Origin of the sequence: Roseibium sp. Sym1 (genome assembly GCF_027359675.1) — a bacterium.
Lineage (GTDB): Bacteria > Pseudomonadota > Alphaproteobacteria > Rhizobiales > Stappiaceae > Roseibium.
Genome location: NZ_CP114786.1, coordinates 6,580,449 through 6,607,174 on the forward strand (window position 1 = coordinate 6,580,449; position 26,726 = coordinate 6,607,174).

Genomic DNA, 26,726 nt, shown 5'->3' on the forward strand with positions numbered 1-26,726 from the left:
GATTTTCAAGATGAGCTACAAGAATTTCACCATTGAAACCGATGAGGACGGTTTCGCCCTGATCACCTGGGACATGCCGGAAAAGTCGATGAATGTCATCGATCTCTCCGTGATGGACGAATTGGACGCCCTGGTCGACAAGGTCGCCGGCGACGACGCCATCAAGGGCGCGGTGATCACCTCCGGCAAGGCGGCCTTTTCCGGCGGTGCCGACTTGACCATGCTGGAAGGCCTCCTGAAGGACTTCCACGTCAAGCGGGGCAACGATCCGGAGGCGGCCGCAAAGGCCCTCTTTGAAGGCTCGCGCAAGCTGTCTCAGGTCTATCGCAAGCTGGAAACCTGCGGCAAACCCTTCGTCGCCGCGGTTGCCGGCACCTGCATGGGCGGCGGCACCGAGCTGGCGCTGGCCTGCCACGGCCGCGTCGTTGACGAGGGCCTGAAGATGGGCCTGCCGGAAGTGAAGGTCGGGCTTTTCCCGGGCGCCGGCGGCACACAGCGCGTCATGCGCATGACCGACGGCCAGCAGGGCATGCAGTTCCTGCTTCAAGGCCGCACCCTGCGTGCACCGCAGGCCAAGCAGATGAAGCTGGTCGACGAGGTCACCGGCACCAAGAAGCTGGTGGCTGCCGCCAAGAAGATGCTGAAGGCCGGCCTCGACCCGGTCAAGGACTGGGACAAGAAGGGCTACAAGCTGCCGGGCGGCAAGGTCTATTCTCCGGCCGGGTTCCAGTTCTGGCCGGCGGCCAACGCGATCTACCGCCGCGAGACCTACGACAACTACCCGGGTGCCCGCTACCTGCTGCACTCGGTGGTCGAGGGCCTGCAACTGCCGATGGATCTCGCCCTTCAGGTGGAAAGCCGCTACTTCGCCAAGGTGCTGCAGACGCCGGAAGCGGCCAGCATGATCCGTTCGCTGTTCGTCTCCATGCAGGAGCTGAACAAACTGGCCCGCCGCCCTGTGGACCAGCGCCCGAACAAGATCAAGAAGGTCGGCATTCTGGGCGCCGGCTTCATGGGCGCCGGCATTGCCTATGTGACCGCCCAGGCCGGCATCGACGTCGTCCTGATCGACCGCAGCCAGGAAGCCGCCGACAAGGGCAAGGCCCATACCGACGAGCTGATGACCAAGGCCATCAAGCGTGGCCGCGGCACCGAGGAGCAGAAGGTGAAGCTTCTGTCGAAGATCAACGCCACCACCGACTACGAGACGCTCGGCGATTGCGACCTGGTGATCGAGGCGGTGTTCGAGGATCGCGACATCAAGAAGACCGTGACCGAACAGGCGGAAGCCGTGATGAAGTCCCGGGCGATCTTCGCCTCCAACACCTCGACCCTGCCGATCACGTCGCTTGCCCAGGCGTCCAAGCGGCCGAAGAATTTCATCGGCATTCACTTCTTCTCGCCGGTCGACAAGATGATGCTGGTGGAAGTGATCCTCGGCAAGCGCACGTCGGACCGTGCGCTGGCCATGGCGCTCGACTACATCAAGGCCATCAAGAAAACGCCGATCGTGGTCAATGACAGCCGCGGCTTCTACACCTCCCGTGTTGTCATGACCTATATTCGCGAAGGCCTGATGATGCTGGCGGACGGCGTTCCGGCGGCCATGATCGAGAATGCCGGGAAGATGGCCGGCATGCCGGTCGGACCGTTGTCGCTCGGCGACGAAGTAGCGCTGGATCTCGCCTGGAAAATCGTCTCGGCCACCCGCAAGGACCTCGGCGTCAAATATGTCGAGGGCCCGCTGGACAACATCCTGGAAGAGATGGTGGTCAAACAGGAGCGCTTCGGCCGCAAGAACGGCAAGGGTTTTTACGACTACAAGGGCCGGGACAAGAGCCTGTGGCCGGGCATTCCGGACGTGGTCGGCCAGCCAAAGCCGGCGGACAGCTTCAACATCGAGGAGCTGAAACAGCGTCTCCTGGTGATGCAGGCACTCGAGACCGCCCGCATCTTCGAGGAGAAATGTCTCACCGATGTGCGCGAAGCCGATGTCGGCTCGATCCTCGGCTTCGGCTTTGCCCCCTATTCAGGCGGCACGCTCAGCTATATCGACATGATGGGCACACCGGCCTTTGTGGACCTGTGCAAGAAGTTCACCCGCAAATGGGGCCCCCGATTCAAGCCGAACAAACTGCTGCGCGAGATGGCCAAGGAGAACGCGACCTTCTACGGAAAATTTCCTCCCAAGGCTGCGGAAAAGGTCAAGGACGCTGCCTGATTTGATCCTGTTTGCCGCCTCCAATCGGAGGCGGCATTGTCAAATATACGTAAGAAAAACGACATATTTGTTAGCAAATTACGCCAGAACTTGATCCCCTCTGACTTGTCATGCAAAGTTCCTGAAAAGATTTTGTGCACGGTCTGGCAGGAGACTTTCATGCCACTTGATGGCGAGTGGGCGCGCTCGGATGTGTTCCGGGTTCTGCGCGACATTTGTCCAAATGCAAATTTGGACTGGCCGCATATGGCGCGCCTTTACAATTTCGATCTCGCCAGCCTCGACGATCCCCAGGGAACCGTTCCTATCACCGCCTGGCATGCCGTGTTTGAGCATGTCGCCGAAGAGCTCGGCAACGATGCAGTGATGTTCGACCTGTTCAACAATATCGACATCGGCTGTTTTTCCATTTTCGACTACCTGTTTGCGTGCGCGCCTTCTCTGAGGGAGGCCTGTCAGGCCTGGGTCGAATTCTGCCCGATCCGCACCAACGCCTACCGGATGATCTTCGAAGAGGATGAAACGGGAGGATATGTTGAATGGCCCATCCTGGAGGGCCGCGGAGAATGGCGCCAGAACATGTTCGCCCGCATCGGCTGGGCCGTGCAACAAATTGAACTCGCCCTGGATATGAGCGTTCCCCCGGTCCTGATCGAACTGGCCACGGCGGAACCGGTGGGCACGTCGAATTTTCAGAAAAAATACCAGGGCCGCCTGAAGTTCGGCGCGTCTCACAACCGGATCATGATCCCGAGTACCCTGCTGTCACGCCCCCTGTGCCGCAACGACGCGCATCTCTATGAGATCATCCTGAAGTCGGCGAGAAGTGAACTGGACCGGTTCGGACAAATGGAGTCGCCCCTGTCACGCATTGCCAACGAGGTGGCCTCCAACCTGTCCGACGGCGCGTGCACTCTGCCGCAGATCGCCTCAAAACTCGGCATGTCACAGCGCGCGGTACAGCGTCTTCTGGAAAAGGAAGGCACCAGCTTCAGGAAACTCAGCGAGGAGATCCGTCGCTCTGCCGCCGAGCGGTATCTGCGCGGATCGGACATGCCGATGAAGGAAATCGCGTATCTGCTCGGCTTTTCCGAGCTGAGCACCTTCTCACGTGCCGTGAAAACCTGGTTTGGCGTTTCACCCAAGAAGGTTCGCGACAGCTCCTATCGAGCACACGCAAAGCCTGGACGGGTCCGTGGCGCGGTTACCCGCAACACCATTGTTGCAGCTGAGTAACGAACCGCTGCCAGACCAGAATGAAGCCGAAAGAAGTGCGGCACGGGATGGCCTCGGGCCAGCCACCGCCGTGCCGTAGATCGTTTCCTTGCCGGCAAAACCGCCCGGTGTCCTTACCGGAGACTTGCCTGGCATCCCCCTTGTCCGGCCGCGGGAACAACGTGGCGCAATCCGGATAACCAAGGGTCAATGTCCCGCGGCGTGGTCGTGTTTTCGTTTCCCGGTGGCTTTCGCCGCATGCCGGGAAGGCATCTTTCGCCGCAGGTGGAGGAATGCTGGACGCAAGAGAGAGTGGGAGCTTCTCGAAGCGTCGGCTGCAACTTCCTGCCCTCTTGAATATGATGGCAGAGGCGCTTTGTCTTTGGCGGGATGCGAACAGGATTTAACGATTTACGACACCAACTGCAGTTAATCGCCACTATTACCGATGGTCTCGCGGGATAGACTTGAAACCGCCCGCGCCGGACGAGGTACCACATTGTAATTTTGTGCCATCCTCCCTAACTTCCAGCTGGACGGTCACTATCACGCAGGAGTTCCACATGTCCGATACCGGCCTGAGCCGTTTTCTGGGAGGGTCTCCCGCACAGGTTCTGCTGCGGCTTGTGTTCCTGTCCTTTGTGGTCGGCATCGTGCTGTCCGCGCTCAACCTGGACCCGCTCGACCTGGTGAACATGGCGGTCGAATTCGTTGAACGGCTTTGGGACATGGGTTTCCACGCAATCGGCCGGCTGGGCAATTACCTGGTTATCGGTGCAATCGTGGTGGTTCCGATCTGGCTGGTCACGCGGCTTCTGGCGATGGGACGCTCCCGTTCATGACCGCTTTCGCCATGCGATGCAGGTTAAGATGCCGGTCCGCCAGCTCGTCGATATCGGTCGAGTAACCGCCCCCGAGGACCCCGGCCAACGGAATGCCCGCGCTCCGGACGGTTTCGATCACGTACCGGTCGCGCCGCCGCAATCCGTGCCGGGTCAACGCCAGGCGCCCCAGCCGGTCGCCGCCATAGGGATCGACGCCTGCATTGAAGAACACGATATCCCACGCGTGACGCGAGAGCAGGTCGGGCAGGACCCCCGCGAGGGAGGCAAGGTAGACCTCATCTCCGGTGCCGTCCGCCAGAGCGATATCCAGATGCGAGGGCACCTTGCGAACCGGATAGTTCTTTTCCGAATGCATTGAAAAGGTGAAGACGTCAGGGTCTCCCTGGAAGATGTCGGACGTCCCGTCGCCCTGATGCACGTCAAGATCGATAACCAGCGCCTTTTGAATCGCACCGTCCGCCTGCATCACCCTGATGGCAACAGCCACGTCGTTGAACACGCAGAAGCCCGCCCCATGCGCCCGCCTGGCGTGATGGCTGCCACCCGCCGTGTTGCAGGCAATGCCGTGCTCCAGGGCAAGATAGCCGGTCAGAACCGTACCGCCGGTGGCACAGCGCGCGCGCAAAGCGATGTCCGCGCGCATGGGAAAACCGATTTCCCGCGCGACCTTCTCGGAAACCTGTCCGTTGAAGACCTGATCCACGTAGAGCGGCTCGTGAGCGAGTGCGACCCATTCGAACGGAGCGGGCCTCGGCCGGACAAATGGCATGCCTTCCAGCAGATTTTCCGTCCCGATCAACTCGGCCACCGCCCGGAATTTGTTCATCGGGAACCGGTGATTGGCAGGCAGTTCGGCGCAATAGGCCGGATGATGGACAATCGGCAAAGTCATTGCTCGCAATATATGCCAGGTGGTCGGAACCGCCAGCCCCTGTTCACCTCTACCAGGCAGCCACTATTTCGAATACTCGTCATGCCATGCCGGGGATTGACGCCCCGGCCAAAGCTGGACAAGAAGGGCGGCTCAGACAGCCAGAGTCCTTCATGTCCCAGTCCCCTACCGCGCCCCCGCCTTCGGCGCATGCCTTTTCCGTCACGCACCGCTCGGTTCTGGCCATTGCCGTGCCGATGACGCTTGCCTATCTGTCGACCCCGCTGCTCGGGATTGTCGACATGGCGGTGATCGGCCGGTTGGGAGATGCCGCCCTGCTCGGCGGCATCGCGCTCGGTGGCATTATTTTCGACCTCGTCTTCACCACCTTCAATTTCTTGCGGTCCGGCACCACCGGGTTGACCGCCCAGGCCGTCGGTGGCCGTAATGAGGAAGAGGTCAAGGCAACGCTCCTGCGCGCCCTGGTGATCGCCGTTGCCGGTGGCCTCGCCGTGATCGCCCTGAACGCACCGCTACTCCATGTCGGCCTCTGGTTCCTCGGCGGCAGTGAGGATGTCCAGGCCGCAACCAGCCGCTATTTCGACGTCCGCATGTTCAGCGCGCCCTTTCTGCTGGCGAATTATGCCATTCTCGGCTGGTTCATCGGCCTTGGCCGCGCGCGCACCGGCCTTCTTCTGCAGCTGGTCCTGAACGGGCTCAACATCGCCCTCAGTGTGCTGTTCGTGATCGGACTGGGCTGGAGTGTGGAGGGGGTTGCGCTTGCCACCGTCCTGTCGGAGATCGCAGCAACGGTCCTGGGGGTTATTCTGGTGCTGGCGAGTGCCAGGAGAGGGTCCTGGCCCGCTCCTGCGATCGTATTCGACCGGCGTCTCCTGATGCGCATGATGGCAGTGAACCGGGACATCATGATCCGGTCCTTCACCCTGCTCTACGCCTTTGCCTTCTTCATGTCCCGGTCGGCCGAGCAAGGCGACACCATTCTCGCGGCAAACGCGTTGCTCGAAAAATTCATCATGGTGGGCGCGTTCTTCCTGGATGGCCTCGCCACCGCGGCGGAACAGCTCGCCGGCAGGGCCGTCGGCGCCAGATACCGTCCGGCCTTCGACAGGACGCTGAAACTGACCGCGCTGTGGAGTTTCTCGCTGGCCGGCCTTCTGGCCTTTCTCTTCTGGGCTGCCGGTCCAGCAATGATCGCTTTCATGACGACGGCCGAGGACGTGCGCGGCGCCGCGCAATCCTATCTGGTCTGGGCGGTACTGACGCCGCTTTTCGGCGTGCTCGCCTTCCAGATGGACGGCGTCTTCATCGGCGCCACCTGGTCCTCAACCATGCGCAACATGATGCTGCTGTCCCTGGCAATCTACCTGGCCGCCTATCACGCCCTGTTTCCGCTGCTCGGCAATCACGGGCTCTGGCTGGCCCTCCTGCTGTTCTTCGGCATCAGGGGCGTGACGCTGCTGGCTGCCTGCAGGAAACGTGCGGCGGAGACGTTTGCGTGATTTGGACTGGTTGAACTCCGCCGTACACGCCGCCTCAAAAAAGTATGCGCCAAACATAAAGTCGTCATCCTGAGGAGGCGCGCAGCGCCGTCTCGAAGGACAGGCCGCTTGTTCAGGAGTGCGTTGCGGATCCTTCGAGACGGGCCTTTGGCCCTCCTCAGGATGAGGCTGAATATTCTGGCGACTCTTGGCTCTTAAACCGTCTCGGACGCCCAAGCCTCGACATTGGCGTCGCGGGCCTCTCGCAGGGACGACAATCCGTTTTGCTGCAGCTTCGCCGACAGTCCGGACAGGATCTCGTCAACCAGCGCCGTCCCCTTGAACACCAGCGCGGAATAGAGCTGCAACAGGTCGGCGCCCGCGGTGATCTTGATCCAGGCGGTCTCCGCGCTGTCGATGCCACCGACGCCGATGATCGGGAGGTCCGGGCCGGCCAGCTTGCGCGCCCGGGCCAGCATGATCGTCGACCTGCGGAACAGCGGCCGCCCGGAAAGGCCACCGGCCTCGTCAACGGGGCCGGCTTCGCTCAGGCCGTCGCGGGTAATCGTCGTGTTGGAGACGATCAGGCCGTCGACATTCTTCGCCAGAACCTCTTCGACGATGTCGTTGAGGTCTCCGTCGGCGACATCGGGCGCGATCTTGAGCAGAACCGGAACATGGCGGCCAAGCGTATGTGTGCAGGCGTCCCGGGACGAGATCACGGCCGTCAGCAGGTCCGCAAGGGCGGACCGCGCCTGCAGGTCACGCAGGCCGGGCGTGTTCGGAGATGAGATGTTCACCGTGAAATAGGAGGCGATGTCTGCAAACTGTTCGATACCGGCAACGTAGTCGGCAATACGGTCCTCGGCGTCCTTGTTGGCGCCGACATTGATCCCGACAATGCCGGTGAGGCTCTTGCGGGCGTCGAGGCGCGCGCGCAGCGCGGCATGGCCTTCGTTGTTGAAGCCGTAGCGGTTGATGACGCCCTGGTCCATCGGCAGGCGGAAGACGCGCGGTCGTGGATTTCCCGGTTGCGGCCGCGGCGTGACGGAACCGACTTCCGTGTAGCCGAAGCCGAGGCGCAGCAACGCATCCGGCACTTCGCCGTTCTTGTCGAAACCGGCGGCCATGCCGAGCGGGTTGGGAAACGTCAGATCCCAGAGCTTGACGGCCAGGCGCGGATCGGCCGCAGCACGCGATCCGGGCACCAGGCCGGTTTTCAAGGCCTTGACCGTCATCCGGTGTGCGGTTTCCGCATCCAGGCATTGCAGGCCCTTCAGGGCGGCGTTTTCGAGCCAGGGCAGCCTCACTGGTCAAGCTCCGGAAAGACATGCACGCCATCCGCCGAAAGCGGCAACTCGCGGACCCAGAGCGCCGCGCCCGGCTCAAAAGTGCCGTAGAGATGCGGGAACAGCGCACCGCCGCGCGACGGTTCCCATTTCAGGGCATCGCCGAGCCTGTCCGCCTCGAAGGCGACCAGAAGCAGATCGCTCTGGCCTGCAAAATGTTTTGCGGCCGTTTCCCGTGCCTGGTCGCCGGTCGAGAAATGGATGTACCCGTCCGCCAGGTCGACGGGCGCGCCTTCAAAGACGCCACGCTCGACAGCCTCCTGCCAGAGGGACTTCGGTGCGATCTTGAATATCAGTGTCATCTGCGCCTTGAACCTGCCTGTCTGCATGCCGACCGGTCGGGACACTACTCAGGAGACCGTCCGGGAACAAGCCGGGCAGTGCCGCCGTTCCGGCCACTTTTGAACTTTCGCCGGGGAAAACAGTATCCCGGGGAAAGAAAAACCTTCCAGTCCGACCAACTCCGGGGTTCCTGGCAACCACATGCGTGCATGAAACAATCCGGGCAGCAATCGGCACGTTGGCCTTGACCCGATCACGTTCAATCCGAACGATGGAGACCTTGCCCTTTTGAACACACCGGCACAAAACCGGCCGGGCAGAAACTTCGTTCAATGGGGGACAAGCCCGCATCGCCAAGTTTTGGACACTCGGCAATCGGGGGGACAGCCCGTATTATCGGCAAGAGCCAGTGAAAGCGAGTGACAGCGTATGAACATTCGGCCGCTCTTGATGCCAGCCTTCCTCCTGACCGTTTCCGGCGGTCTGGCCGGGTGGCTGTTGCTCGCGGAGCCGCCGGGTCCCTCGCAGGAACAGGCTGCAAGGACGGGTGATGCCGGTGGCGTGCCTGCGGCTGGAACTTCGCCCTCGCCTTCCGTCGACACAGGTCAGACGGTGGCGCAGCAAACGGTAACCGCGCCATTGCCCGACGACATTCGCGACGTGTCGCCTGAAGGCGTATCGGCCCCCAGGGTCGACGGCAGTCTCAAGCGCATCGAACCTTCGAAACGCTACCTGGAACTCAAGGACCCTCCGGTCGAGCCCATTCCCGACGGTCCGATCGAGCTGGTTCGTGTTCAGGTCCTGGACGGTGGTCACATCAAGTCCGACCGTCTAACGGTGACACTTGCACATATCAAACCCTTGAAACTGGACGAAACCTGCCTGTCCCGCCTCGGCGGCAGCTGGCCCTGCGGTGCGCGGGCACGCACGTTCCTGCGTGGGCTGGTCCGCCAGTTCAAGGTGACTTGCGAAAAGATCGAGGAAACGGGTCCGCAACAGATACTTGCCACCTGTAGCCGAGGGAAATTCGACCTGAGCAAGCGGCTTGTTCGTTACGGCTGGGCCGACCCCGGCGACGATGCCGGGACCGAACTCATCGAACTCGCCGAACAGGCCAGGAAAAAAAAGATCGGCAAGTGGCAGTCCGAGTGGCTGAGCGACCTGCCGAAAACCTCCTGGGAAGACGATCCTGCCGCCACCCTGCCCGGTCTGGAAGAACTGGAACCGGAAATCGTCGAATGGAGCTTGAGAACGGACGACCCGTCCGAGGGTCAACCGGGTTTCGAGGCCATACCTCCCTCTCCGGTTCAATGAACCGGAATACCAAACGGCGCCCACTGGCTGCCAGTACGCTCAAGTTTCCTAACGCCCTGTAGACCAACGTCGAATGCGGTTAATACGTACATATTACAGGTCATACAATTAGAACTATTTTTACGCAGATCTGCGAAATTGGGCCCACCCCATCACCAAATCCACAAGGGCCGAGAATTAATGAGCGCAGCCGCCCACAAAAATCCTGCAGAAACTGACAATATCGCCAAGTATATTCAGTTCATGTCGAATTCCGGAAGCGACACCACCGCGGCGCGAAAAGCCTGGAGTTCCCTGCAGTCTGCCCTGCCCGGTATTCTGGACCGGTTTTACGAAGAGCTTCTCAAACAGGATGAGCTTCGTCAGAAAATGGGCGTTCACGAGAACAACACGACGCCGCTCAAGAATGCCCAGAGCAAACACTGGGACTATATCTTTACCCACGATCCGGACCTGGAGTTCATCGGCCAGGCAGCCAGGATTGGCCAGGCGCATGTGAAGATCGGCCTCAAGGCGGAATGGCTGATGTCGGCATTCGGCCGCCTCCTGAACGAAATCCTCCCGGTGATCATGAAGAAAAACAGGTTTTCGCAAGGTGCGATGATCCGTGACATGCAGTCGGTTGTCACGCGCCTGTTTCTCGACATGATCCTTGCGCAGCGTGCCTTCGAAACAGAGCAACGCCGCCTGGAAGACATCGAAAAACGGGAAACCATCGATCTCATCAATCTCCGGACGACCGCGGACACGATCTGCGAACTCAACGAAATCGTCATGTCGATGGCCCTGCTGTCCCGCAACACCAAGGAAGCCAACGCGAACGGCCAGTCGATTTCCGCGGCGGCCGACCAACTGGTTGCCTCCATCGGACAGATATCCGAGAACAGCGAAGGTGCGGCGGACGAAGCCAAACACACCAACAATGCGGCCAAGGACGGTCTGTCCAAGATGTCCGCCGTCTCGAAGGCGATTGGCGACATATCCTCAACGTCCCGGCAGACCTCCCAGAGCCTGGCCGACCTCAGCGAGGCAGCCTCGCAGATCAGCGAGTTCCTTTCCGTCATCCAGTCCATTGCAGACCAGACCAACCTGCTCGCCCTGAACGCGACCATCGAGGCGGCCCGCGCCGGTGAAGCCGGCAAGGGCTTCGCCGTCGTCGCGTCGGAAGTCAAGACCCTGGCGTCGCAGACCGGGAAAGCGACCGAGGACATTGCCCAGCGCATCGAGGCACTGACTGCCGGCATGGAGACCATCCAGGCGGATATCCAGAACTCCGAAGGTGCCATCAAGAACGGCGAGGACGCCATCGGCGCTGCGAACGAGATCATGCAATCCATCGACGGCATGGTCGGCACCGTTTCCGAACGAGTCACCCAGATAACCGAGATCCTGCATCAACAGAAAGATGCCAGCCACGAAATCGCGCGCAATGTCTCCAATGTCGCGGACTCCAACCGCAACACCGACGAGCAGCTCGGCAACATGCAGAAGGTCATGAAGAGCAGCAACGACAGCTTCGGCGATGCGGCAAAATCCTTTTTCGATGCTGATTCCGACAAGTCCCTGATTGAAATGGCACGTATCGATCATGTGCTCTTCAAGAAGCGCGTTGTCGATACCGTCACCGGTCACGACAACTGGGAAACGGCTGCCATGCCCGATCACCATCATTGCCGCCTGGGCAAATGGTACGACAATATCAAGAACGAAAAGATCAGGTCACACCCTGCCTTCAGGAATCTCGTCGAGCCGCACAAAGCGGTACATGATGCCGGACACAGGGCCTTGCACGCGGCGGAACAGGGCAACTCGACCGAGGCATTTGCAGCGCTTGTCGATCTGGACAAGGCCAGCGTGCAGGTTCTGAAGGGCCTGACCAACCTGGCCGCGGCCATGGACAACGAGCTCAAGGATGCGGAAGCGCGCAAGGCACCTCGTCAAGATGTGAAGTCCACGGCGCAGGTCCAGATAGACGGAAAGACCCTGTCGGTCGAACTGGAAAACCGCTCCAAGACAGGTGTCGGCCTGAAGGGTGTGACCGGCGCAAAGGCCGGACAGACGGTGTGTCTGCACCTCGACGGCAAGGAGCGTCTTGGTCACGTGATCTGGGTGGACGGCAACAGGGTCGGCGTGCAGTATTTCGACGACCACAAGTAGGACGCTGCATGCGCGAGCGGGCATTGCTCGCCCGATGACAACACGATCCGTCCCCGCTAGGCTCCGGAGGTCCTGTTTGTGAACTCCGGAGTGCTTCATGTCTCTTCACAAGACCGTCGGCGTGATCGGCGGAACCGGCCAGCTCGGCAGCGCGATGGCCACCGCCTGGCTCGACAGCGGCTGCATCACGCCGGGCAACCTGTGGATTGCGAACAGGTCGGGCAGCAGCTCCGGATTTGACGCCTGGCCGGACATCACCTTCACCAACTCCAACCAGGCACTCGCCGACGCCTGCGACATTATCATTCTCTCCGTGCCCCCGGCCTTGCTGGACACGGTTAAAATCTCGGCACGGGGCAAGCTCATCATCTCCGTTATGGCGGGCGTCTCCCTGAAGCAACTTGCCGCGCATACCGGCTCCTCCCGCCTGGTCCGCGCCATGTCGAGCCCGGCGGCCCGGCAGCAGCTGGCGTACTCCCCCTGGACTGCGGAGAGCGGCCTCTCCGGCCCCGACAGGGAGGCCGTCGATACCCTGTTGTCGGCCTGCGGCCTGTCGGATGCGGTCCCCGACGAAGGTCAGATCGAGATATTCACCGCGCTCACCGGCCCGGTCCCGGGATTTGCGGCCTTTTTTGCCGACAGCATGGTGCAATATGCGCTTGCGAACGGCGTTGAGCCGGACATTGCCATCCGCGCTGTCAAACAATTGTTCCTCGCGTCCGGACAGATCATGTCGGCCGATACGGTCTCTCCGGAGGACCGGGTCCGGGAGATGGTCGACTATGCGGGCACGACGGCCGCCGGCCTGATCAGGATGCAGGAGCTTGGCCTCGCCGGCCTGATCGCGGAAGGGCTGGAAGCCAGCACCGAACGTGTCCGTACCATAGCAGGCGAGGACTGAGTACCGGTGGCCGGGACTACGGTTCCAACAAAAAAGACGGCACACATCGCGCCGCCTTAGAGAGTTGCGTTCAGCTGGCTCAGGCCGCCAGTTCGCCTGCCAGCGCCTTGCGGATCATTTCGCGTGTCTCGGCAATGCCGTAGAGCGCCACGAAGGAGCCGAAACGAGGCCCCTTTTCCTGGCCGAGCAGGAGCTGGTAGAGCGCCGAGAACCACGCCACGGACACGCCCGGGCCGCCATCGGGACCCTTCTTGTTCGGATCCTGGTAGCGCTCGATCGCCCGCGCCACATCCAGAACCGCGTCCTGGATCGCCGCACCATCGGAATCCGCCGGCAACGAGGCCAGCTTTTCATCCAGCTGCTGCAGGGCAGTCCGCTCGACTTCGTCCGCTGTCTTGAACGACTTGTTCGGCTTGACGAAATCGTCGAAGTAGCGGATCGCGTAGCCGACCAGCGCGTCCAGTTCCGGGTGCGTTGCAGCGGTCACGCCCGGCGCATAGCGCGAGATGAACGCCCACAGCACGTCCTTGTTTTCCGCATTGGACGCGGAGACAAGGTTCAGCAGCATCGCGAAAGACACCGGCATGTCGATTTTCGGGATGTTGCCCGAATGGATGTGCCAGGCCGGGTTCTGCAGCTTCTGCTCCACCGGCATCTGCTCGTATTTCTGGACGAAGGTGTAATATTCGTCCACCGCCTTCGGAATGACGTCGAAATAGAGCTTCTTCGCCGTTTTCGGCTTCTGGTAGTTGTAGAGCGCCAGGCTTTCCGGCGAGGCGTAGGTCAGCCACTCGTCGATTGTCAGGCCGTTGCCCTTGGACTTGGAGATCTTTTCGCCCTTGTCGTCCAGGAACAGCTCGTAGACGTAATGCTCCGGCGCCTTGCCGCCCAGGATGTTGCAGATCTTGTCGTAGATCGGCGCGTTGGTCATATGGTCCTTGCCGAACATCTCGAAATCGACATCGAGCGCGGCCCAGCGCATGCCGAAATCCGGCTTCCACTGCAGCTTCACCTTGCCCCCGGTCACCGGGAGCGTAATGTCCTCGCCGGTTTCGTCCTCGAAGGTGATCGTGCCGTCCTTGGCGTTGACATCCTTCATCGGCACGTAAAGCACGCGGCCGGAAGTCGGCGAGATCGGCAGAAACGGTGAATAGGTCGCCTGGCGTTCCGCGCCGAGCGTCGGCAGCATGACGTCCATGATTTTCCGGTACTTCTCGGTCGCCCTGATCAGGACGTCGTCGAACTTGCCGGCCTTGTAGTATTCGGTCGCGCTGGCGAACTCGTAGTCGAAGCCGAACGTGTCCAGGAACCGGCGCAGCATGGCGTTGTTGTGCGCGGCAAAGCTTTCGTAGTCGCCCTCGAACGGGTTCGGCACGGCGCTGAGCGGCATCTGAAGATAGGGTTCCAGCGCGGCCCGGTCCGGCACGTTTTCCGGGATCTTGCGCATGCCGTCCATGTCGTCGGAGAAACACAGAAGACGGGTCGGGATCCGGTCTTCGGTGAGCAGCCGGAAGGCCGTGCGCACCATGGTCGTGCGAAGCACTTCTCCGAAGGTGCCGATATGCGGCAGGCCGGACGGACCATAGCCGGTCTCGAACAGAACCGGTTTGGCCGGATCCCGCTTCTCGATCCGTTTGACCAGTTTTCGCGCTTCTTCGAACGGCCAGGCTTTCGATTTCCGGGCCGCCTCGACAAACTCTTGCGAAAGGTCAAGCGGAGGCAGGGATTGGTCGGTCATTTTGTAAGGTCTGTTCTGTTCATTTGGTTGGATGGAGTGCAGCGCAGGCAGGTTTTTGTGTGGTCCCACCGATTGCTGCGGCGCGACACTAGATCAAGCCGCATGCATGTGCAATCACATGTCGCAAGACCATGACTTGAAGCTTTCCCGCCAACCCGATACACCGGGCCTTCGATTTCGCGTTCCAACTGGCGCCACTGGAGAATGAATAGTGTCTATGAATGAGCCGATCAGCGTTCAGGAAGCCCTCATCTACGTGATGGTCATCGTTTCGGCGTCGGACAATGAAATGACCGACAAGGAACTGGCCACGATCGGCGACGTGGTCAAGATGCTGCCCGTCTTCCAGGGCTATGACGGCGGCCGGATCATTCCCGCTGCCCAGCGCTGCGGCGACATTCTCCAGGAAGACAACGGCCTGCAACTGGTGCTCGAACTTGTCGGCGACGTGCTGCCGCACAAGCTCTACGACACGGCCTATGCGCTGGCGGTTGAAGTCGCGGCAGCGGACCTGCATGTCGAACAGGAAGAGCTGCGCATCCTGCAACTCCTGCGCGACCGCTTCGGCCTCGACAAGCTCACCGTCGCCGCCATCGAACGCGGGGCCATTGCCCGCCACAGGCCGGCCTGAGCCCAGGGAGCATCCCTTGAAACGCAGGCGGGTTCTAGTCTGGACCGGGACAGCATTCCTCGTTGTCCTGGCCCTGCTGGCTCTGGCGTTCCCGGGACTACGGGATTTCGACCTTTCCGAATACAGGACGCGGCCTCTCTCCTTTTTCTTTGATGACGCCACAGTTGCCGGAACGCTGCATTCCCCGGAAACTGACAACCCGCCCGTCGTGCTACTGGTCCATGGCGACGGGCCTGCGGACCGCTATTCCGGCGGCGCCTACATGCCGTTGATCAGCACGCTTCTGGACAGCGGCATTGCTGTCTACAGCTGGGACAAGCCGGGTGTTGGCGAGAGCAGTGGAGACTGGCTGAGCTTTTCCATGGAAGACCGGTCCAGGCTGGCATCAACCGCGCTGGACACCGTAAAAAGCCAGCCCGAATTCCGGTCCTCGCCAATCGGTTTCGTCGGTTTTTCACAGGGCGGCTGGGTAGTGCCCATCCTGGCAGAAGCGCCGGCGAAGGCCGATTTCTTCGTGATCATCGGCGGGGCGGTCAACTGGCTGCGCCAGGGCAGGTACTACACCAAGCGCCGACTGGAACTGGCCGGGGCGGACATCAAGACGGTCGAGGCAACGCTGGCGGACGCTGAGGCCGGCAACAGGAAACTGCTGTCAGCCGGGTATTCCTACGCGTCCTATCTGTCCGATCACACAATCGGCATACCCATGTCCGAAAGCCGCTTCGCATTTGTCCGGCGAAATGCCCTTGCCGATTCCAGCGCCAGCCTCCAGCGCATTTCGGCACCCATTTTGACACTGCATGGCAGCGGCGATCTCAATGTCGACCCGGCCTATAATTCCGGCCACTACCGGGACTTCCTGGAAGGCCGCAACGATGCCAACCGTTTTCTGGTGATCCCGGATGGCAGCCACGCCCTCTTGAGAACAGCCCTCTTCAACCAGCAGAGGGATGGCGACATGCCCGCCTGGACCAAACTTGCCTTTGCACTGCTCGGCCGGAAGGCCTATGCGCCGGGAGCGCTGGACACCCTGACGGGCTGGATCCTGGAGCGGGCTAGAAAGGCCGGTTGAACGTCAACTGCCACTGAACGTTCAAATTGAAACGGTTTTGTTTGCCCTTCCCTAAAACACGGCCCCTTATGACCGTTTCAGGGGACGGGGAGCGGTGCCGGGCCAAGCCGGCCGCCTGCCTCCACCTTTGTGTCACCAGCAACGGGAACGGTGCATGAACAGTCAGGCTTTCGGGGATCAGGTCGGCGTGCGCTATCCCTTGCGGCGCAAACGGCAGCGTGTGTCTGTGCGGAGGCGGCGACCGATCGAAATGCGCACGATCCGCGTGCGCACCGGGCCCAAGCCGGTCAACTGGGGTCAAAGGCTGCTGATCGCCGTTGCTGGGTTCGTCTGCGGCCTGGCGGCAGACTCCCTGGTGATGTTCGCCGAACACCACTTTCACCTTGCCAAGGACCGGGATCCCGACCTTTTTGCCATCGTGCTCGGAACCGGCCTTGCCGGGCACACCCTCTACCTGGTCTTCGGAGCGCTCGCCGTTACGCTGCTGACGGCCTTCAAGCGCCGGAAATGGATCGTCTGGGTCCTGATCGGCTTTGTCGGCGGTTTGCTCAGCGTCTGAGCCCGACCGCTCGAGGGATCAGTTCAGGCTGTAGATCGCGTCCGGCAGGTCAAGGGAAAAGGCCGGTATGACGACGTCGAACGAGGACCCGTCCGGACGTTCCATGGAATAGAATCCGGCCATGATGCCGCTGTCGGTCGACAGGGGGCAGCGTGAGGAATACTCGTAGGTTTCGCCGGGCTCGATCACCGGCTGCTCGCCGACAACGCCTTCGCCGCTGACTTCTTCCTGGCGGCCGATCCCGTCCGTGATCTGCCAGTAGCGCGTCTTCAGCTGCACGGGTTCGCTGCCACCGTTGTGGATCTCGACCATGTAGGCCCAGACGAACTCGCGCTCTTCCGGCAACGATTCATCGTCCAGGTAAAATGGCTCGACCGAGACTTCGATCCCTTCGGTGATGGCGCTGTAACTGCCCGACACGTTTGTTCCTTTTGCCTTCAGGCTTACGTTCCGGAGGCGCTTATAGGGCGAATGACACAAGCGTGAAAGAGGGTTGTTCATCCCTCACCCGGATTTGCTTGTGATTTGCGGAAGGATTTTGCATGTAGACGGCACAATCCAAACAAAGTTGATCCGCCCCATGTTCGATGCCCGCCTGCGCCCCCTGATCGACCCGCCGCTCAACCGCGCGGGCCTGATCCTTGCCCGCGCCGGCGTCGGAGCGAACACGGTGACGCTGGTCGGCTTTGTCCTGGGCCTGGGCGCTGCCCTGGCGATTGCACTCGGACATTCCTTGCCGGGGCTTGTGCTGATTGCGCTCAACCGCCTCGCGGACGGGCTCGACGGGGCCGTTGCCCGCGCCAGCCGCAAGACGGATCTCGGCGGCTATCTCGACATCACCCTCGACTTCTTCTTCTACAGCGCGATTCCGCTGGCCTTTGCGGTCCAGAACCCCGAGGCCAACGCCCTTGCCGCCGCCGCCCTGCTCGCCAGCTTCTACGCCAACGGATCGGCCTTCCTCGCCTTCGCCATCATGGCGGAAAAGAACAGGCTCACAACCGCCGCCCAGGGCTCGAAATCGCTCTATTACATCGGCGGGCTGGCCGAGGGCACGGAGACCATTGCCCTCTTCCTGCTGATGGCGCTGCTGCCCGGCTGGTTCCCGGTGCTCGCCTGGGGCTTTGCCGCCGTCTGTTTTGTCTCCGCCGGCGCAAGGGTGCTGATCGGCGTCCAGGCGCTGCTAATCCACGGCGACTAGATCGCGCCGAGTGCCTTTTCGACATCCTCCAGCAGATCCAGCGGATCTTCCAGGCCGATCGACAGGCGCAGCAGGCCGTCGGAAATGTCGAGTTCCGCGCGGGCTTCCTCGCCGATGGACTGGTGCGTGGTGGTCGCCGGATGGGTGATCAGGCTCTTGGCGTCACCCAGATTGTTGGAAATCTTGATGATTTCCAGCGCGTTGGTGAAGCGGAACGCCGCTTCCTTGCCGCCGTCGATCTCGAAGGCCAGCATGGTCGAGCCACCGCTCATCTGGCGCTTGGCGACGTCGGCCTGCGGGTGGTCGTCCCGGCCCGGATAGATCAGCCGGGAGACCTTCGACTGGCCTGCCAGGAAATCCGCAACCTGGCCGGCGGTCTCGGTCTGGCGCGCGACACGCAGCGGCAGGGTTTCCAGGCCTTTCAGCAGCACCCAGGCGCTGAACGGGCTCATGTGCGGGCCGGTATGCTTGATGAAGGGCATCACCTCGTCGGTGATCCATTCCTCGTCGGACAGGACAACACCGCCGAGGCACCTGCCCTGGCCGTCAATGTGCTTGGTGGCGGAATAGATGACGACGTCCGCGCCGAATTCCAGCGGCGACTGGTAGAGCGGCGTCGCGAAAACATTGTCGACGATCAGCCGGGCACCGGCTTCCTTGGCTATCGCCGAGACAGCGGCAAGGTCGATTACCTCAAGCGTCGGGTTGGTCGGGCTTTCCAGGAACAGCGCCTTGGTGTTCGGACGGACGGCGGCCTTCCACTGGTCGATGTCGGTGCCGTCGACCAGCGTGCTTTCCACGCCGAAGCGCGGCAGCAGGGTCTCGCAGATATAGCGGCAGGAGCCGAACAGGGCCTTGGCGGCGATGACGTGGTCGCCGGCCTTCACCGACGCCATCAGCGCCAGGTTGACCGCGGCCATGCCGCTGGCCGTGCCGCGCGCGGCCTCCGCGCCTTCCAGCGCCTTGATACGGTCCTCGAACATGGTGACCGTCGGGTTGGCATAGCGCGAATAGACGTAACCCGGATCGTCGCCGTTGAAGCGTGCCTCGGCGGCCTCGGCATCGCTGTAGGTGAAGCCCTGCGTCAGGTAGATGGTTTCCGACGTCTCACCGAAGGGCGAACGCATGGTGCCGCCATGGACCAGATTGGTTGCGGGACGCCAGTTCTTGTTTCCGGTCTTGGTGATCTCAGTCATCTTCTTCCATGCTCCAAACGCAAAAAACCCCAGCCTCAAGACCGGGGTTTGCACCTCCGGCCTTTTTAGCGACTTGTTTAACGTGGCTGCAAGCCGGCCGGCCCAAATCACCACGAAGTGCCCTTGTCCTACGGGATAAAGCCGCGGGGGTCAATCTTCTTTGGCGAAAACAGCTTCCCACGCGCAAAGCCGGTTGGCGCGGCGGGCCGCATCCGTTAAGGACGTTAGGAAGGATTATCGCGGGAATTCTCGATGAATATGACAGTGGGGCAGGTCTTGAACGGAAGCGCATCTCTTAAGACCGAGGGCATTCTGCCCGAGCGGATCATTCACGCCATGTTCGCCGCCGGCGAAATTGCCGCGGCCGCCCCGCCGGTCGACGGCCAGGTACAGCCCGCCAGCCTCGACCTGCGCCTCGGCCGGGTGGCCTACCGCGTCAGGGCGAGTTTCCTGCCCGGACCGGCGATCAAGGTGGCGGACCGGCTCGAACAGCTCAAGCTGCACACGGTCGACCTGTCCGAGGGCGCCGTTCTGGAAACCGGATGCGTCTATATCGTGCCGCTGCAGGAAAGTCTCGCGCTGGCCGCCGACATTTCCGCGACCGCCAACCCGAAGAGCTCCACCGGCCGGCTCGACGTCTTTACCCGTGTCATCACCGACAACGGCCTTGCCTTCGACACCATTCCCGCCGGCTACACCGGTCCGCTCTACGCGGAAATCTCGCCGCTGACCTTCCCGATCCTGGTGCGCAGCGGTTCGCGGCTCAGCCAGATCCGCTTCCGCCGCGGCCAGTCGCTCATTCCCGATGCCACGTTGGAAGAGGTGCACAGGGCGCACACGTTGATGAGCGGCGGCAACGAGCGCATCGGCAACGGCGTGCAGCTCTCCATCGACCTGGAAGGCACCGGCGAGGGCAGTCTGATCGGCTACCGCGCCAAGCAGCATTCCGGCCTGATCGATGTCGATGTCGTCGGCGCGCAGGACGTGCTCGATTTCTGGGAGCCGATCTACCGGCGCCAGCGCTCCGAACTGATCCTCGATCCGGATGCCTTCTACATCCTGGTCAGCCAGGAAGCGGTGCATGTGCCGCCGGACTATGCCGCCGAAATGGTGCCGTTCGACCCGCTGGTCGGCGAGTTCCGCGTCCACTATGCCGGCTTCTTCGATCCCGGCTTCGGCCATGCGGGTGCCGGTGGCGTCGGCTCGCGCGCGGTTCTTGAAGTGCGCTCTCACGACGTCCCGTTCATCGTCGAACACGGCCAGACCATTGGCCGGCTGGTCTACGAGCACATGGCCGAGCGTCCCGAGCGGCTCTATGGCGAGGGCATCGGCTCCAATTACCAGGGCCAGGCGCTGAAGCTGTCCAAGCATTTCCGGACGCCTGCCTGATCCGGACATGGCCCTGAAAACCGTCACCCGCGAATATGAAGGCTTCCTGGAAGACAGGAAGTCACGCTTCCTGGCGCATCTGGTCCCGGTGGACGACTTCGACCGGCGTCTCGAGGAATTGCGCAAGGAACACAGGAAAGCGGCCCATATCGTCACCGCGCACCGGCGCCTGCTGGAGGACGACCGCATCGAGGAAAGCGGCAAGGATGACGGCGAACCGGCCGGCACCTCCGGCATGCCGACCCTCCGGGTCCTGCAGGGCGCGGAGCTGATCAATTGCGCGGTGCTGATCGTGCGCTATTTCGGCGGCACCAAGCTCGGCGGCGGCGGCCTCGCCCGCGCCTATTCCGGCGCCGCCCAGGATGCCATCAACAACGCCAGGCTGGTGCCGTTCCGGAAGATCCTGACCCGGACCGTCAGCGCGGACTTCGCCTCAAGCTCGGACCTGGAAGGACGGATCGAAAGCCTCGGCTTGACGGTGCTTGCGCGCGACTACACCGAAGACGGCGTGACGCTGACGGTGGAGGGGCCGGACGAGGTGCTGGCGAAGCTTTAAGCCGGCCCACCATTTGTTCCGTCTTGTTGAACACGCTCCGTCGTCGTCCCATGGCTCGACCATGGGCCTGCCTTCGACGGGATCGGGGGACCCATGCCGTTGCGTATCCCAAACCAATGCGATTGCTGTTGGCCACTGTCACGGCATGGATTGCCGGATCAAGTCCGGCAATGACGAAGATTGAGGGGTTTGAGTGCGGGGCCACTCCTTCGAGACAGCGCTGACGCGCTTCCTCAGGATGACGCAGAAGGAATGGCACAATCACAGGGGCGCAACACATTCTGCGTCATCCTGAGGAGCCGCGCAGCGGCGTCTCGAAGGATCGGCCACATTCTCAACGGCCCTCACAAAACGCCGCGGCTTGGCGAGGGGTTTGTCGTAAAACGGCCAAGACCGAGATACAAGCGCCTCACGCCCTCTGGCCGCCGACCTCCGCCTTCAGCTGCCGCAGCTCCGCCCGGAGCGCCTTGACCTCTTCCAGGATCAGTCCGGTGTCGTCGTGGATCGCCTGGCGGTTGGCGTCGGCTTCCGCGTCATGCTCCTCCTGCATCGCCGAGACGATGATACCGATGAAGAGGTTCAGCACCGTGAAGGCCGTGCACAGGATGAAAGGCACGAAGAACAGCCAGGCCAGAGGATAAGCCTCCATCACCGGCCGGACGATGCCCATGGACCAGCTTTCCAGGGTCATGATCTGGAACAGGGTGTAGAGCGAGGCGCCAAGGTCGCCGAACCATTCGGGAAAGGCCGCGCCGAAGAGCTTGGTCGCCATGACGGCGAAGACATAGAAGACCAGCGCCATCAGCACCACGATCGAGCCCATGCCCGGCAGGGCGGCGATCAGCCCGCCGATGACGCGCCGGAGTGACGGCACCACCGAGATGAGGCGCAGAACACGCAAGATCCTGAGCGAGCGCAGCACGGAGAGATTGCCGGTCGCCGGCATCAGCGAGATCGCGACGATCAGGAAGTCGAACACGCTCCAGGGATCGCGGAAGAATCTCGGGCCGTGGGCATAGAGCCGCAGCACCAGTTCGACCACGAAGATGCCCAGGATGGTTCGGTCGACCAGCACCAGGAAACCGCCCATGTCGGCCATCACCGACGGACTGGTCTCCAGCCCGAGCGTCACCGCGTTCAGGACAATGATCCCGATGATGACAAGTTCCCAATTGCGCGAGGTGACCAGCGCCTTGACCTGATTCCGCATGTATCTGACCCGATTGTCCTGCCAAACGCACGGCTTCGCGCCGCGCCGGGCGGAACATGGCGATTTTAATGCCGCAGTGCAAGATCAGGAGGAACGGGAAAAGCGGCTTTCCCGCAGACAAGCCAGCTTGACAGCTTCGGCGCTTCGGCGCAGAAAGCTTGAACGGTCCGGCACGGACCATAAGCGGGTGTAGCTCAATGGTAGAGCAGAAGCTTCCCAAGCTTAAGACGGGGGTTCGATTCCCCTCACCCGCTCCAGACGCTTTCCCCGTTCAAATAGCCTTTAAAACCGGAATGTCAGATTGGCCTTGACGTCGTGCAGGTTGCTGTCGCCGGAGAGATAGCCGTCATAAGCAACGCCGAGCGTGGCGTTCTCTGTCAGGTCGAGATCCAGCCCGGCATCGATGGTCAGGACGTCGCGCGCGATGGGGGCGCCCCAGACCGAAAAATCCGCACCGCCGGCGAAACTGTTTTGAACCGAGGGATTCAGGGCACCGAAGGCGTGCTGCCAACCGAGGCCACCATGGACCTTCAGGACCGCCTGACCGAGATCGAAGCTGCCGCCTGCACGCAGGCCGAGGGTGGAGAATGTGGCCGAGGAATTGGCGGCGTTGACCGTCAGGGCGGCGGCGCCGCCGCTTTCGGTGAAGCCGTCCGTGTGCAGATTGACATGGGCCAGGCCGGCAAAGGGCTCGAGCGCATAGGCGCCGAGAGCAACCTCGTAGCCGGCTTCGGCGAAGGCCTGGAGGGTTCGGCCGGTATAGTCCGCCGACAGGCTGTCGGAGAAGTTGCCGACCGTGACGCTGCGGTTGGTGTCGATGCCGTGCCAGGCGTAGGAGCCGCCGAACCGCAGGGCGAGTGCGTTGACGTGGGTGGAGCCGTAAAGTCCGAAGAGATAGCTGTCCACCGTCGACGAGGACGCGCGCGCATTCACATCGACCGATGCCCTCTGGTATCCGCCCATCAGGCCGAGATGGACGGCTTCGCCCAGAACGCCGTCGGCGCCGGCCAGGAAGCCGCCCGACGAACTGGAGACGCCCGCCGTGTTCCCCGTTGCGGACCAGTCCCCGAAACCGCCGAGCGCGGTGATCCAGAGCGCGCTGCCCGCTGCGGAAAAGCTGTCCCCGTAGGTGGCGGTCTGCGCCGTGCCGCCGCCCGGTTCCACGTCGATCGTGCCGAGCCGGGTCATGACGCCCCGGCTCCGATCATAGGCGGCGTTGCGCAGGAAGCGAGCGTCCTCGATCAGAACCGTCGAGAGGGACGCGTGGATTTCGCCCGACAGGTCGTCATAGGCCGCGCGCGCACCTGAAGCGCTTTGCGAGATGACCGCCGCGTACAGGCTGGACCCGGTGTCGATATCCTCGAGGGCGGAGGCCGTTTTCAGCTGGTTGAGGGTCTGGGCGGCGCTTGTCAGGTCCGCGTCGTTGCGGGTCAGCGTCAGGTAGACATTCAGCGTGTCGTAGCTGAGCGCCCCGTCCAGGAAGGCAAAGTTCTCATTAAGCGTGCCGAAGGTCCCGGTGATGCCCCCCGCCGCGGTCAGGATGGTGTAGGTCGATACGGCCGCATAGCTGGAGCCGTCGTCCGTGCCGTTTTCGGCAAGCACGGTGACGGAGGCGCCGCTGTCAAGCGTCGCGGTTCCCGATGCGGAAATCAGATCGTTGTTCGTACCCGCCGTGGTGCCGCCGTCATTGACCTCGACCTCGTAGTCCGAGCCGCTCGCGAAAGAGACATTGCCGGAGACGGTCGTCGTGCCGATGGAATTGCCCGGCGCGAAGGTACCGCCGGACTGAACGCTGACGGACCCGACCGTGCCGGTTCCCTGAAGCCTGCCGCCGCTGACGGTCACATCACTGGCAATGCTGCCATTGACCGCGAGGATGCCGGCCTGGATATCGGTTGCCCCGGTATGGGTGCTCGTTCCGGAGAGCGTCAGTGTTCCGGAGCCGGTCTTGGTGAGTCCGAGCGTCCCCGAGCCGTCCTCGAGGCTTCCGGAGAAGGTGGTGGAGCTGTTGTCACCGCCCGTCGTCAGCGTGGCACTGCCCGCCGTGCTGGTGGTGACCGTTCCCGCACCGGCAAGGGAACCGATCGCGTTGGAAAAACCGGCGAGATCAAGGGTCGCGCCTGACGCCACTGTGACTGCCGAATTGCTGCCGAAGGCGGAAGTGGAACCTGCCTGGAGCGTGCCCGCGCTGACAGCGGTTGCGCCTGTGTAGGTGTTCGTGCCGGAAAGCGTCAGCGTGCCGGAGCCCGATTTTGTCAGGCCGCCGGATCCGCTGACGGTTCCCGACAGGGTCGCGGTGTTGCCGTTGGTATCAACCGTTCCGCCGGCGCTGCCAAGGCTTGCGTCCGTGTCGAAATCAAGACCCGTACCGTTGACCAGCAGCGTGCCGCCCGTGAAGTCGGCAGACGTTCCCGTGCAGCGGAGCGCCGCACCGGCGTTGGCGACAAAAGTGTTGCCGCTCGCCAACAGGGTGTCGCCGTAGCCACAGATGCTCGGGTGCAGGGGCGAGTCTCCGGTACCGACCGATGCGATGGATGTCAGAAAACCGGTTGAAGAATCGATGCTGTAGGCGGTGATCTGGTCACCAGCGCCCTGAGAACTAACATAAAGGTAGGCCCCATCGGGCGACACAGCGACACCGTTGGTCGAGGGCCCCACTGTATAGATCGCCACTGATGTGTTCGTTGCCGCATCGATGACAGTGAGGTTTCCGCTCGACCGGTTGGCGACGTACACAAAGCTTCCATCCGGGCTCGTCGTGACACCGTCGGGCCCGAGACCGTTTGTGGCGCCGAAGCTCAGGCTGAGGGTTGCGGTCACGGTGTTCGTTGCCGTGTCGATGACCGAGACAGTGTCATCAGAAAAATTGCTCACATAGACCTTGGATCCATCGGGACTCACGGCCACCCCGAGCGGCTGATCGCCGACGGAAATGCTTGTCGTGACAGTGTTCGTGGCCGTGTCGATCACATTTACCTGGTCCTTGAACTGGTCGACGACATAGAGCGTCGAGCCGTCCGGGCTTATCTCCAGATCCCTGTTGCCGCTTCCGGCACCCGTGTCGATGCTTGTGCCGGCCGTGAGCAGACCCGTGACCGGATCGGCGGTAAAGGTCGTCACCTCGCCATTGCCATTCGCCGTGTAGAAGGTCATCCCGTCCGGACTGGCGACCATGCCGGACGGCTGGGTTCCCGCGGCAATCGTCTGGACAACCGTCTGCGTCGCCGTATCGATGACGCTGATCGTGTTGGACGACCTTGCGGCCACATAGGCGAAGGCCTGGTCCGGACGGACATAATTGAAGAGCAGCGTAAACCCGAGGCTGCCGATCGTGGTGGTCGCCGACAGTGTTCCGTCGTTCTGGGTCGTATAGACGCCGACCGTGTTGTCGTTGAAATTCGGAGAATAGACGAGCAGACCTTCCTGCGCCTGAGCTCCCGCAGCTGCCAGTCCGGCTATCGTGGTGGTCAACAGGAGCAGGGAAAAATGTCGCATCTGATCTTTCGGAGCTCGCGATTCAAAGGCGGGATAGCGCTCTTTGCGCGAACGATCAGGAAACCGGCCCCGCGCCTCTTCGTTGCACAGCCTAGCATCAATTTCGAACCAAACGGAAGGAAATCACGACACCCACCCGAACCGCAGCAAGTCTATCAACATGAATTCCCAAGAAGAAACGACGTGGGACGCGCCGGCAATGCATACATAATCTTCAGGATGCGCTTGCCAAAACTGCGCACGTCAAGACCTGCAGATGAGCTCTGTACGCCCGGAAAGAAGGCAGACACCACACTGGTCCGGCACGGACCAAAAACGTGTGTAGCTCAATGGTAGAGCAGAAGCTTCCCAAGCTTAAGACGGGGGTTCGATCCCCCTCGCCCGCTCCATTTTTTCACTTACGCAAATTCAGAAACGAGAAATCCGCTAAATGAACAGTGGATTTTTGAGCCAATTCTATTCCAGTGCCGCAATTTGCAACACAATACCAAGGGGATTCAAGTCCATATCCAACGATAGATACCACAGAACTAATTTTTCATTTTTAGATTTAAATGGTTCCACCTAATTAATCTAAAACTATTCGTCACTTTTCCCACTGAAGCGCACTTGAAATCAAAGGAGCCAGAAAAACGACAAAGAGGAAGCCACACACCCCCAAGCAAAACATTTGCGAGTAGAACCTGTTTCTCCCTGTCAGTGGAACATCACCACCCGGGTCTCCATCGAAAACCTTCAGAGCGCCCTCACGCTTTTCTTCAAAATTCCAACCGTTGGCACGATAAAAAAAGATATCATACAAAATACACTTCGCGATATACGCAAGTAATGCAAACAATAATAGATCAACGCATAGAAATGCGATAAAATCTCTCGTGCTCAGCATATAACCTCACAATCGTTCTATGTATTTCCCCGTTCACCATAGGGCAAATTCAGGGCAACAAAATCAAGTTAAGTATTCGCTGAGTGCTTAGCACATTCCGGATACACTCGATAGCTCGACCCAAAAAATGGATATGTGCGCG

At 61.5% G+C, this 26,726-nt stretch carries 21 protein-coding genes, 1 tRNA gene and 1 riboswitch; of the genes, 14 read left to right on the forward strand and 8 right to left on the reverse strand.

All coding sequences use genetic code 11. The features are described from left to right. The first annotated feature begins 10 nt into the window (after nucleotides 1–10). From O6760_RS30170 to O6760_RS30180, 3 genes are all read left to right on the forward strand, one after another. Complete coding sequence (locus tag O6760_RS30170; RefSeq protein ID WP_269583352.1) at nucleotides 11–2,221, forward strand: 3-hydroxyacyl-CoA dehydrogenase NAD-binding domain-containing protein; 2,211 nt, start codon at nucleotides 11–13, stop codon at nucleotides 2,219–2,221. 159 nt (nucleotides 2,222–2,380) lie between these two features. Next, the gene (locus O6760_RS30175) at nucleotides 2,381–3,457 is read left to right on the forward strand and encodes an AraC family transcriptional regulator (protein ID WP_269583353.1); all 1,077 of its coding nucleotides are present in this window, start codon (nucleotides 2,381–2,383) and stop codon (nucleotides 3,455–3,457) included. Between the two features lie 542 nt (nucleotides 3,458–3,999). Then, on the forward strand, nucleotides 4,000–4,278 hold the full coding sequence (locus O6760_RS30180; protein WP_269583354.1) for a DUF6460 domain-containing protein: 279 nt from the start codon (nucleotides 4,000–4,002) through the stop codon (nucleotides 4,276–4,278). On the opposite strand, the gene O6760_RS30185 is transcribed toward O6760_RS30180, so the two are convergent. After that, nucleotides 4,241–5,173, reverse strand: a complete 933-nt coding sequence (locus O6760_RS30185) for a histone deacetylase family protein (RefSeq protein WP_269583355.1) — start codon at nucleotides 5,171–5,173, stop codon at nucleotides 4,241–4,243. The two genes, O6760_RS30180 and O6760_RS30185, sit on opposite strands and share 38 nt — an antisense overlap. A gap of 152 nt (nucleotides 5,174–5,325) precedes the next feature. On the opposite strand from O6760_RS30185, the gene O6760_RS30190 reads away from it, so the two are divergent. Further along, entirely contained in the window at nucleotides 5,326–6,672 is a 1,347-nt protein-coding gene (locus O6760_RS30190) for an MATE family efflux transporter (RefSeq protein ID WP_269583356.1), read from the forward strand. Nucleotides 6,673–6,866: 194 nt separating this feature from the next. Here the strand turns inward: O6760_RS30190 and O6760_RS30195 are convergent, their stop codons facing one another. Continuing rightward, nucleotides 6,867–7,955, reverse strand: coding sequence for a quinone-dependent dihydroorotate dehydrogenase (locus O6760_RS30195; protein WP_442969946.1), 1,089 nt, complete (start codon nucleotides 7,953–7,955; stop codon nucleotides 6,867–6,869). A 2-nt stretch (nucleotides 7,956–7,957) separates the two neighbouring features. Beyond that, entirely contained in the window at nucleotides 7,958–8,302 is a 345-nt protein-coding gene (locus O6760_RS30200; protein ID WP_269583358.1) for a DUF952 domain-containing protein, read from the reverse strand. Between the two features lie 430 nt (nucleotides 8,303–8,732). On the opposite strand from O6760_RS30200, the gene O6760_RS30205 reads away from it, so the two are divergent. The 3 genes from O6760_RS30205 to O6760_RS30215 all read left to right on the forward strand — a co-directional run bounded on the left by O6760_RS30205 (nucleotide 8,733) and on the right by O6760_RS30215 (nucleotide 12,654). Further along, nucleotides 8,733–9,596, forward strand: a complete 864-nt coding sequence (locus O6760_RS30205) for a thermonuclease family protein (RefSeq protein ID WP_269583359.1) — start codon at nucleotides 8,733–8,735, stop codon at nucleotides 9,594–9,596. Between the two features lie 243 nt (nucleotides 9,597–9,839). After that, nucleotides 9,840–11,753 carry a methyl-accepting chemotaxis protein gene (locus O6760_RS30210; protein ID WP_269583360.1) on the forward strand — a complete coding sequence of 638 codons (1,914 nt, stop codon included), beginning with the start codon at nucleotides 9,840–9,842 and terminating at the stop codon, nucleotides 11,751–11,753. 97 nt (nucleotides 11,754–11,850) lie between these two features. Next, nucleotides 11,851–12,654: a pyrroline-5-carboxylate reductase family protein gene (locus tag O6760_RS30215; RefSeq protein WP_269583361.1), complete on the forward strand. Its 804-nt coding sequence runs from the start codon at nucleotides 11,851–11,853 to the stop codon at nucleotides 12,652–12,654. 79 nt (nucleotides 12,655–12,733) lie between these two features. On the opposite strand, the gene O6760_RS30220 is transcribed toward O6760_RS30215, so the two are convergent. Beyond that, nucleotides 12,734–14,392, reverse strand: a complete 1,659-nt coding sequence (locus O6760_RS30220; protein WP_269583362.1) for a lysine--tRNA ligase — start codon at nucleotides 14,390–14,392, stop codon at nucleotides 12,734–12,736. Nucleotides 14,393–14,609: 217 nt separating this feature from the next. Between O6760_RS30220 and O6760_RS30225 the strand changes: the two genes are divergently transcribed. The 3 genes from O6760_RS30225 to O6760_RS30235 all read left to right on the forward strand — a co-directional run bounded on the left by O6760_RS30225 (nucleotide 14,610) and on the right by O6760_RS30235 (nucleotide 16,654). After that, a complete protein-coding gene (locus tag O6760_RS30225) occupies nucleotides 14,610–15,023 on the forward strand; it encodes a tellurite resistance TerB family protein (RefSeq protein ID WP_269586383.1) in 414 nt (137 codons plus the stop codon). Between the two features lie 16 nt (nucleotides 15,024–15,039). Continuing rightward, complete coding sequence (locus O6760_RS30230; RefSeq protein WP_269583363.1) at nucleotides 15,040–16,095, forward strand: alpha/beta hydrolase family protein; 1,056 nt, start codon at nucleotides 15,040–15,042, stop codon at nucleotides 16,093–16,095. A 154-nt stretch (nucleotides 16,096–16,249) separates the two neighbouring features. Next, nucleotides 16,250–16,654: a hypothetical protein gene (locus O6760_RS30235; RefSeq protein ID WP_269583364.1), complete on the forward strand. Its 405-nt coding sequence runs from the start codon at nucleotides 16,250–16,252 to the stop codon at nucleotides 16,652–16,654. Between the two features lie 18 nt (nucleotides 16,655–16,672). Here the strand turns inward: O6760_RS30235 and apaG are convergent, their stop codons facing one another. Next, the gene (gene apaG, locus O6760_RS30240; protein ID WP_269583365.1) at nucleotides 16,673–17,074 is read right to left on the reverse strand and encodes a Co2+/Mg2+ efflux protein ApaG; all 402 of its coding nucleotides are present in this window, start codon (nucleotides 17,072–17,074) and stop codon (nucleotides 16,673–16,675) included. Nucleotides 17,075–17,234: 160 nt separating this feature from the next. On the opposite strand from apaG, the gene O6760_RS30245 reads away from it, so the two are divergent. After that, nucleotides 17,235–17,852, forward strand: coding sequence for a CDP-alcohol phosphatidyltransferase family protein (locus O6760_RS30245; protein WP_269583366.1), 618 nt, complete (start codon nucleotides 17,235–17,237; stop codon nucleotides 17,850–17,852). Here O6760_RS30245 and O6760_RS30250 read toward each other — a convergent pair. After that, nucleotides 17,849–19,048 (reverse strand): O-succinylhomoserine sulfhydrylase, encoded by a 1,200-nt coding sequence (locus O6760_RS30250; RefSeq protein WP_269583367.1) that lies wholly within the window; start codon nucleotides 19,046–19,048, stop codon nucleotides 17,849–17,851. The genes O6760_RS30245 and O6760_RS30250 overlap by 4 nt on opposite strands. A gap of 44 nt (nucleotides 19,049–19,092) precedes the next feature. Then, a riboswitch (SAM riboswitch) is annotated at nucleotides 19,093–19,172 on the reverse strand. Nucleotides 19,173–19,300: 128 nt separating this feature from the next. Between O6760_RS30250 and O6760_RS30255 the strand changes: the two genes are divergently transcribed. Both O6760_RS30255 and O6760_RS30260 read left to right on the forward strand, forming a co-directional pair. Further along, entirely contained in the window at nucleotides 19,301–20,437 is a 1,137-nt protein-coding gene (locus tag O6760_RS30255; RefSeq protein WP_269583368.1) for a 2'-deoxycytidine 5'-triphosphate deaminase, read from the forward strand. 7 nt (nucleotides 20,438–20,444) lie between these two features. Then, complete coding sequence (locus tag O6760_RS30260) at nucleotides 20,445–20,993, forward strand: IMPACT family protein (RefSeq protein WP_269583369.1); 549 nt, start codon at nucleotides 20,445–20,447, stop codon at nucleotides 20,991–20,993. A 409-nt stretch (nucleotides 20,994–21,402) separates the two neighbouring features. Here the strand turns inward: O6760_RS30260 and O6760_RS30265 are convergent, their stop codons facing one another. After that, nucleotides 21,403–22,203 (reverse strand): ion transporter, encoded by an 801-nt coding sequence (locus O6760_RS30265; RefSeq protein WP_269583370.1) that lies wholly within the window; start codon nucleotides 22,201–22,203, stop codon nucleotides 21,403–21,405. Between the two features lie 183 nt (nucleotides 22,204–22,386). On the opposite strand from O6760_RS30265, the gene O6760_RS30270 reads away from it, so the two are divergent. After that, nucleotides 22,387–22,460, forward strand: a tRNA-Gly gene (locus O6760_RS30270). A 25-nt stretch (nucleotides 22,461–22,485) separates the two neighbouring features. On the opposite strand, the gene O6760_RS30275 is transcribed toward O6760_RS30270, so the two are convergent. Next, entirely contained in the window at nucleotides 22,486–25,698 is a 3,213-nt protein-coding gene (locus O6760_RS30275) for an autotransporter domain-containing protein (protein WP_269583371.1), read from the reverse strand. Nucleotides 25,699–26,726: the final 1,028 nt, after the last annotated feature.

Bases quoted from the DNA above. Each gene is read 5' to 3' on its own strand.
- O6760_RS30170 (WP_269583352.1), top strand. From the start codon at position 11: ATGAGCTACAAGAATTTCACCATTGAAACCGATGAGGACGGTTTCGCC.
- O6760_RS30175 (WP_269583353.1), top strand. From the start codon at position 2,381: ATGCCACTTGATGGCGAGTGGGCGCGCTCGGATGTGTTCCGGGTTCTG.
- O6760_RS30180 (WP_269583354.1), top strand. From the start codon at position 4,000: ATGTCCGATACCGGCCTGAGCCGTTTTCTGGGAGGGTCTCCCGCACAG.
- O6760_RS30185 (WP_269583355.1), bottom strand. From the start codon at position 5,173: ATGACTTTGCCGATTGTCCATCATCCGGCCTATTGCGCCGAACTGCCT.
- O6760_RS30190 (WP_269583356.1), top strand. From the start codon at position 5,326: ATGTCCCAGTCCCCTACCGCGCCCCCGCCTTCGGCGCATGCCTTTTCC.
- O6760_RS30200 (WP_269583358.1), bottom strand. From the start codon at position 8,302: ATGACACTGATATTCAAGATCGCACCGAAGTCCCTCTGGCAGGAGGCT.
- O6760_RS30205 (WP_269583359.1), top strand. From the start codon at position 8,733: ATGCCAGCCTTCCTCCTGACCGTTTCCGGCGGTCTGGCCGGGTGGCTG.
- O6760_RS30210 (WP_269583360.1), top strand. From the start codon at position 9,840: ATGTCGAATTCCGGAAGCGACACCACCGCGGCGCGAAAAGCCTGGAGT.
- O6760_RS30215 (WP_269583361.1), top strand. From the start codon at position 11,851: ATGTCTCTTCACAAGACCGTCGGCGTGATCGGCGGAACCGGCCAGCTC.
- O6760_RS30220 (WP_269583362.1), bottom strand. From the start codon at position 14,392: ATGACCGACCAATCCCTGCCTCCGCTTGACCTTTCGCAAGAGTTTGTC.
- O6760_RS30225 (WP_269586383.1), top strand. From the start codon at position 14,610: ATGAATGAGCCGATCAGCGTTCAGGAAGCCCTCATCTACGTGATGGTC.
- O6760_RS30235 (WP_269583364.1), top strand. From the start codon at position 16,250: ATGAACAGTCAGGCTTTCGGGGATCAGGTCGGCGTGCGCTATCCCTTG.
- O6760_RS30245 (WP_269583366.1), top strand. From the start codon at position 17,235: ATGTTCGATGCCCGCCTGCGCCCCCTGATCGACCCGCCGCTCAACCGC.
- O6760_RS30250 (WP_269583367.1), bottom strand. From the start codon at position 19,048: ATGACTGAGATCACCAAGACCGGAAACAAGAACTGGCGTCCCGCAACC.
- O6760_RS30255 (WP_269583368.1), top strand. From the start codon at position 19,301: ATGAATATGACAGTGGGGCAGGTCTTGAACGGAAGCGCATCTCTTAAG.
- O6760_RS30260 (WP_269583369.1), top strand. From the start codon at position 20,445: ATGGCCCTGAAAACCGTCACCCGCGAATATGAAGGCTTCCTGGAAGAC.
- O6760_RS30265 (WP_269583370.1), bottom strand. From the start codon at position 22,203: ATGCGGAATCAGGTCAAGGCGCTGGTCACCTCGCGCAATTGGGAACTT.
- O6760_RS30275 (WP_269583371.1), bottom strand. From the start codon at position 25,698: ATGCGACATTTTTCCCTGCTCCTGTTGACCACCACGATAGCCGGACTG.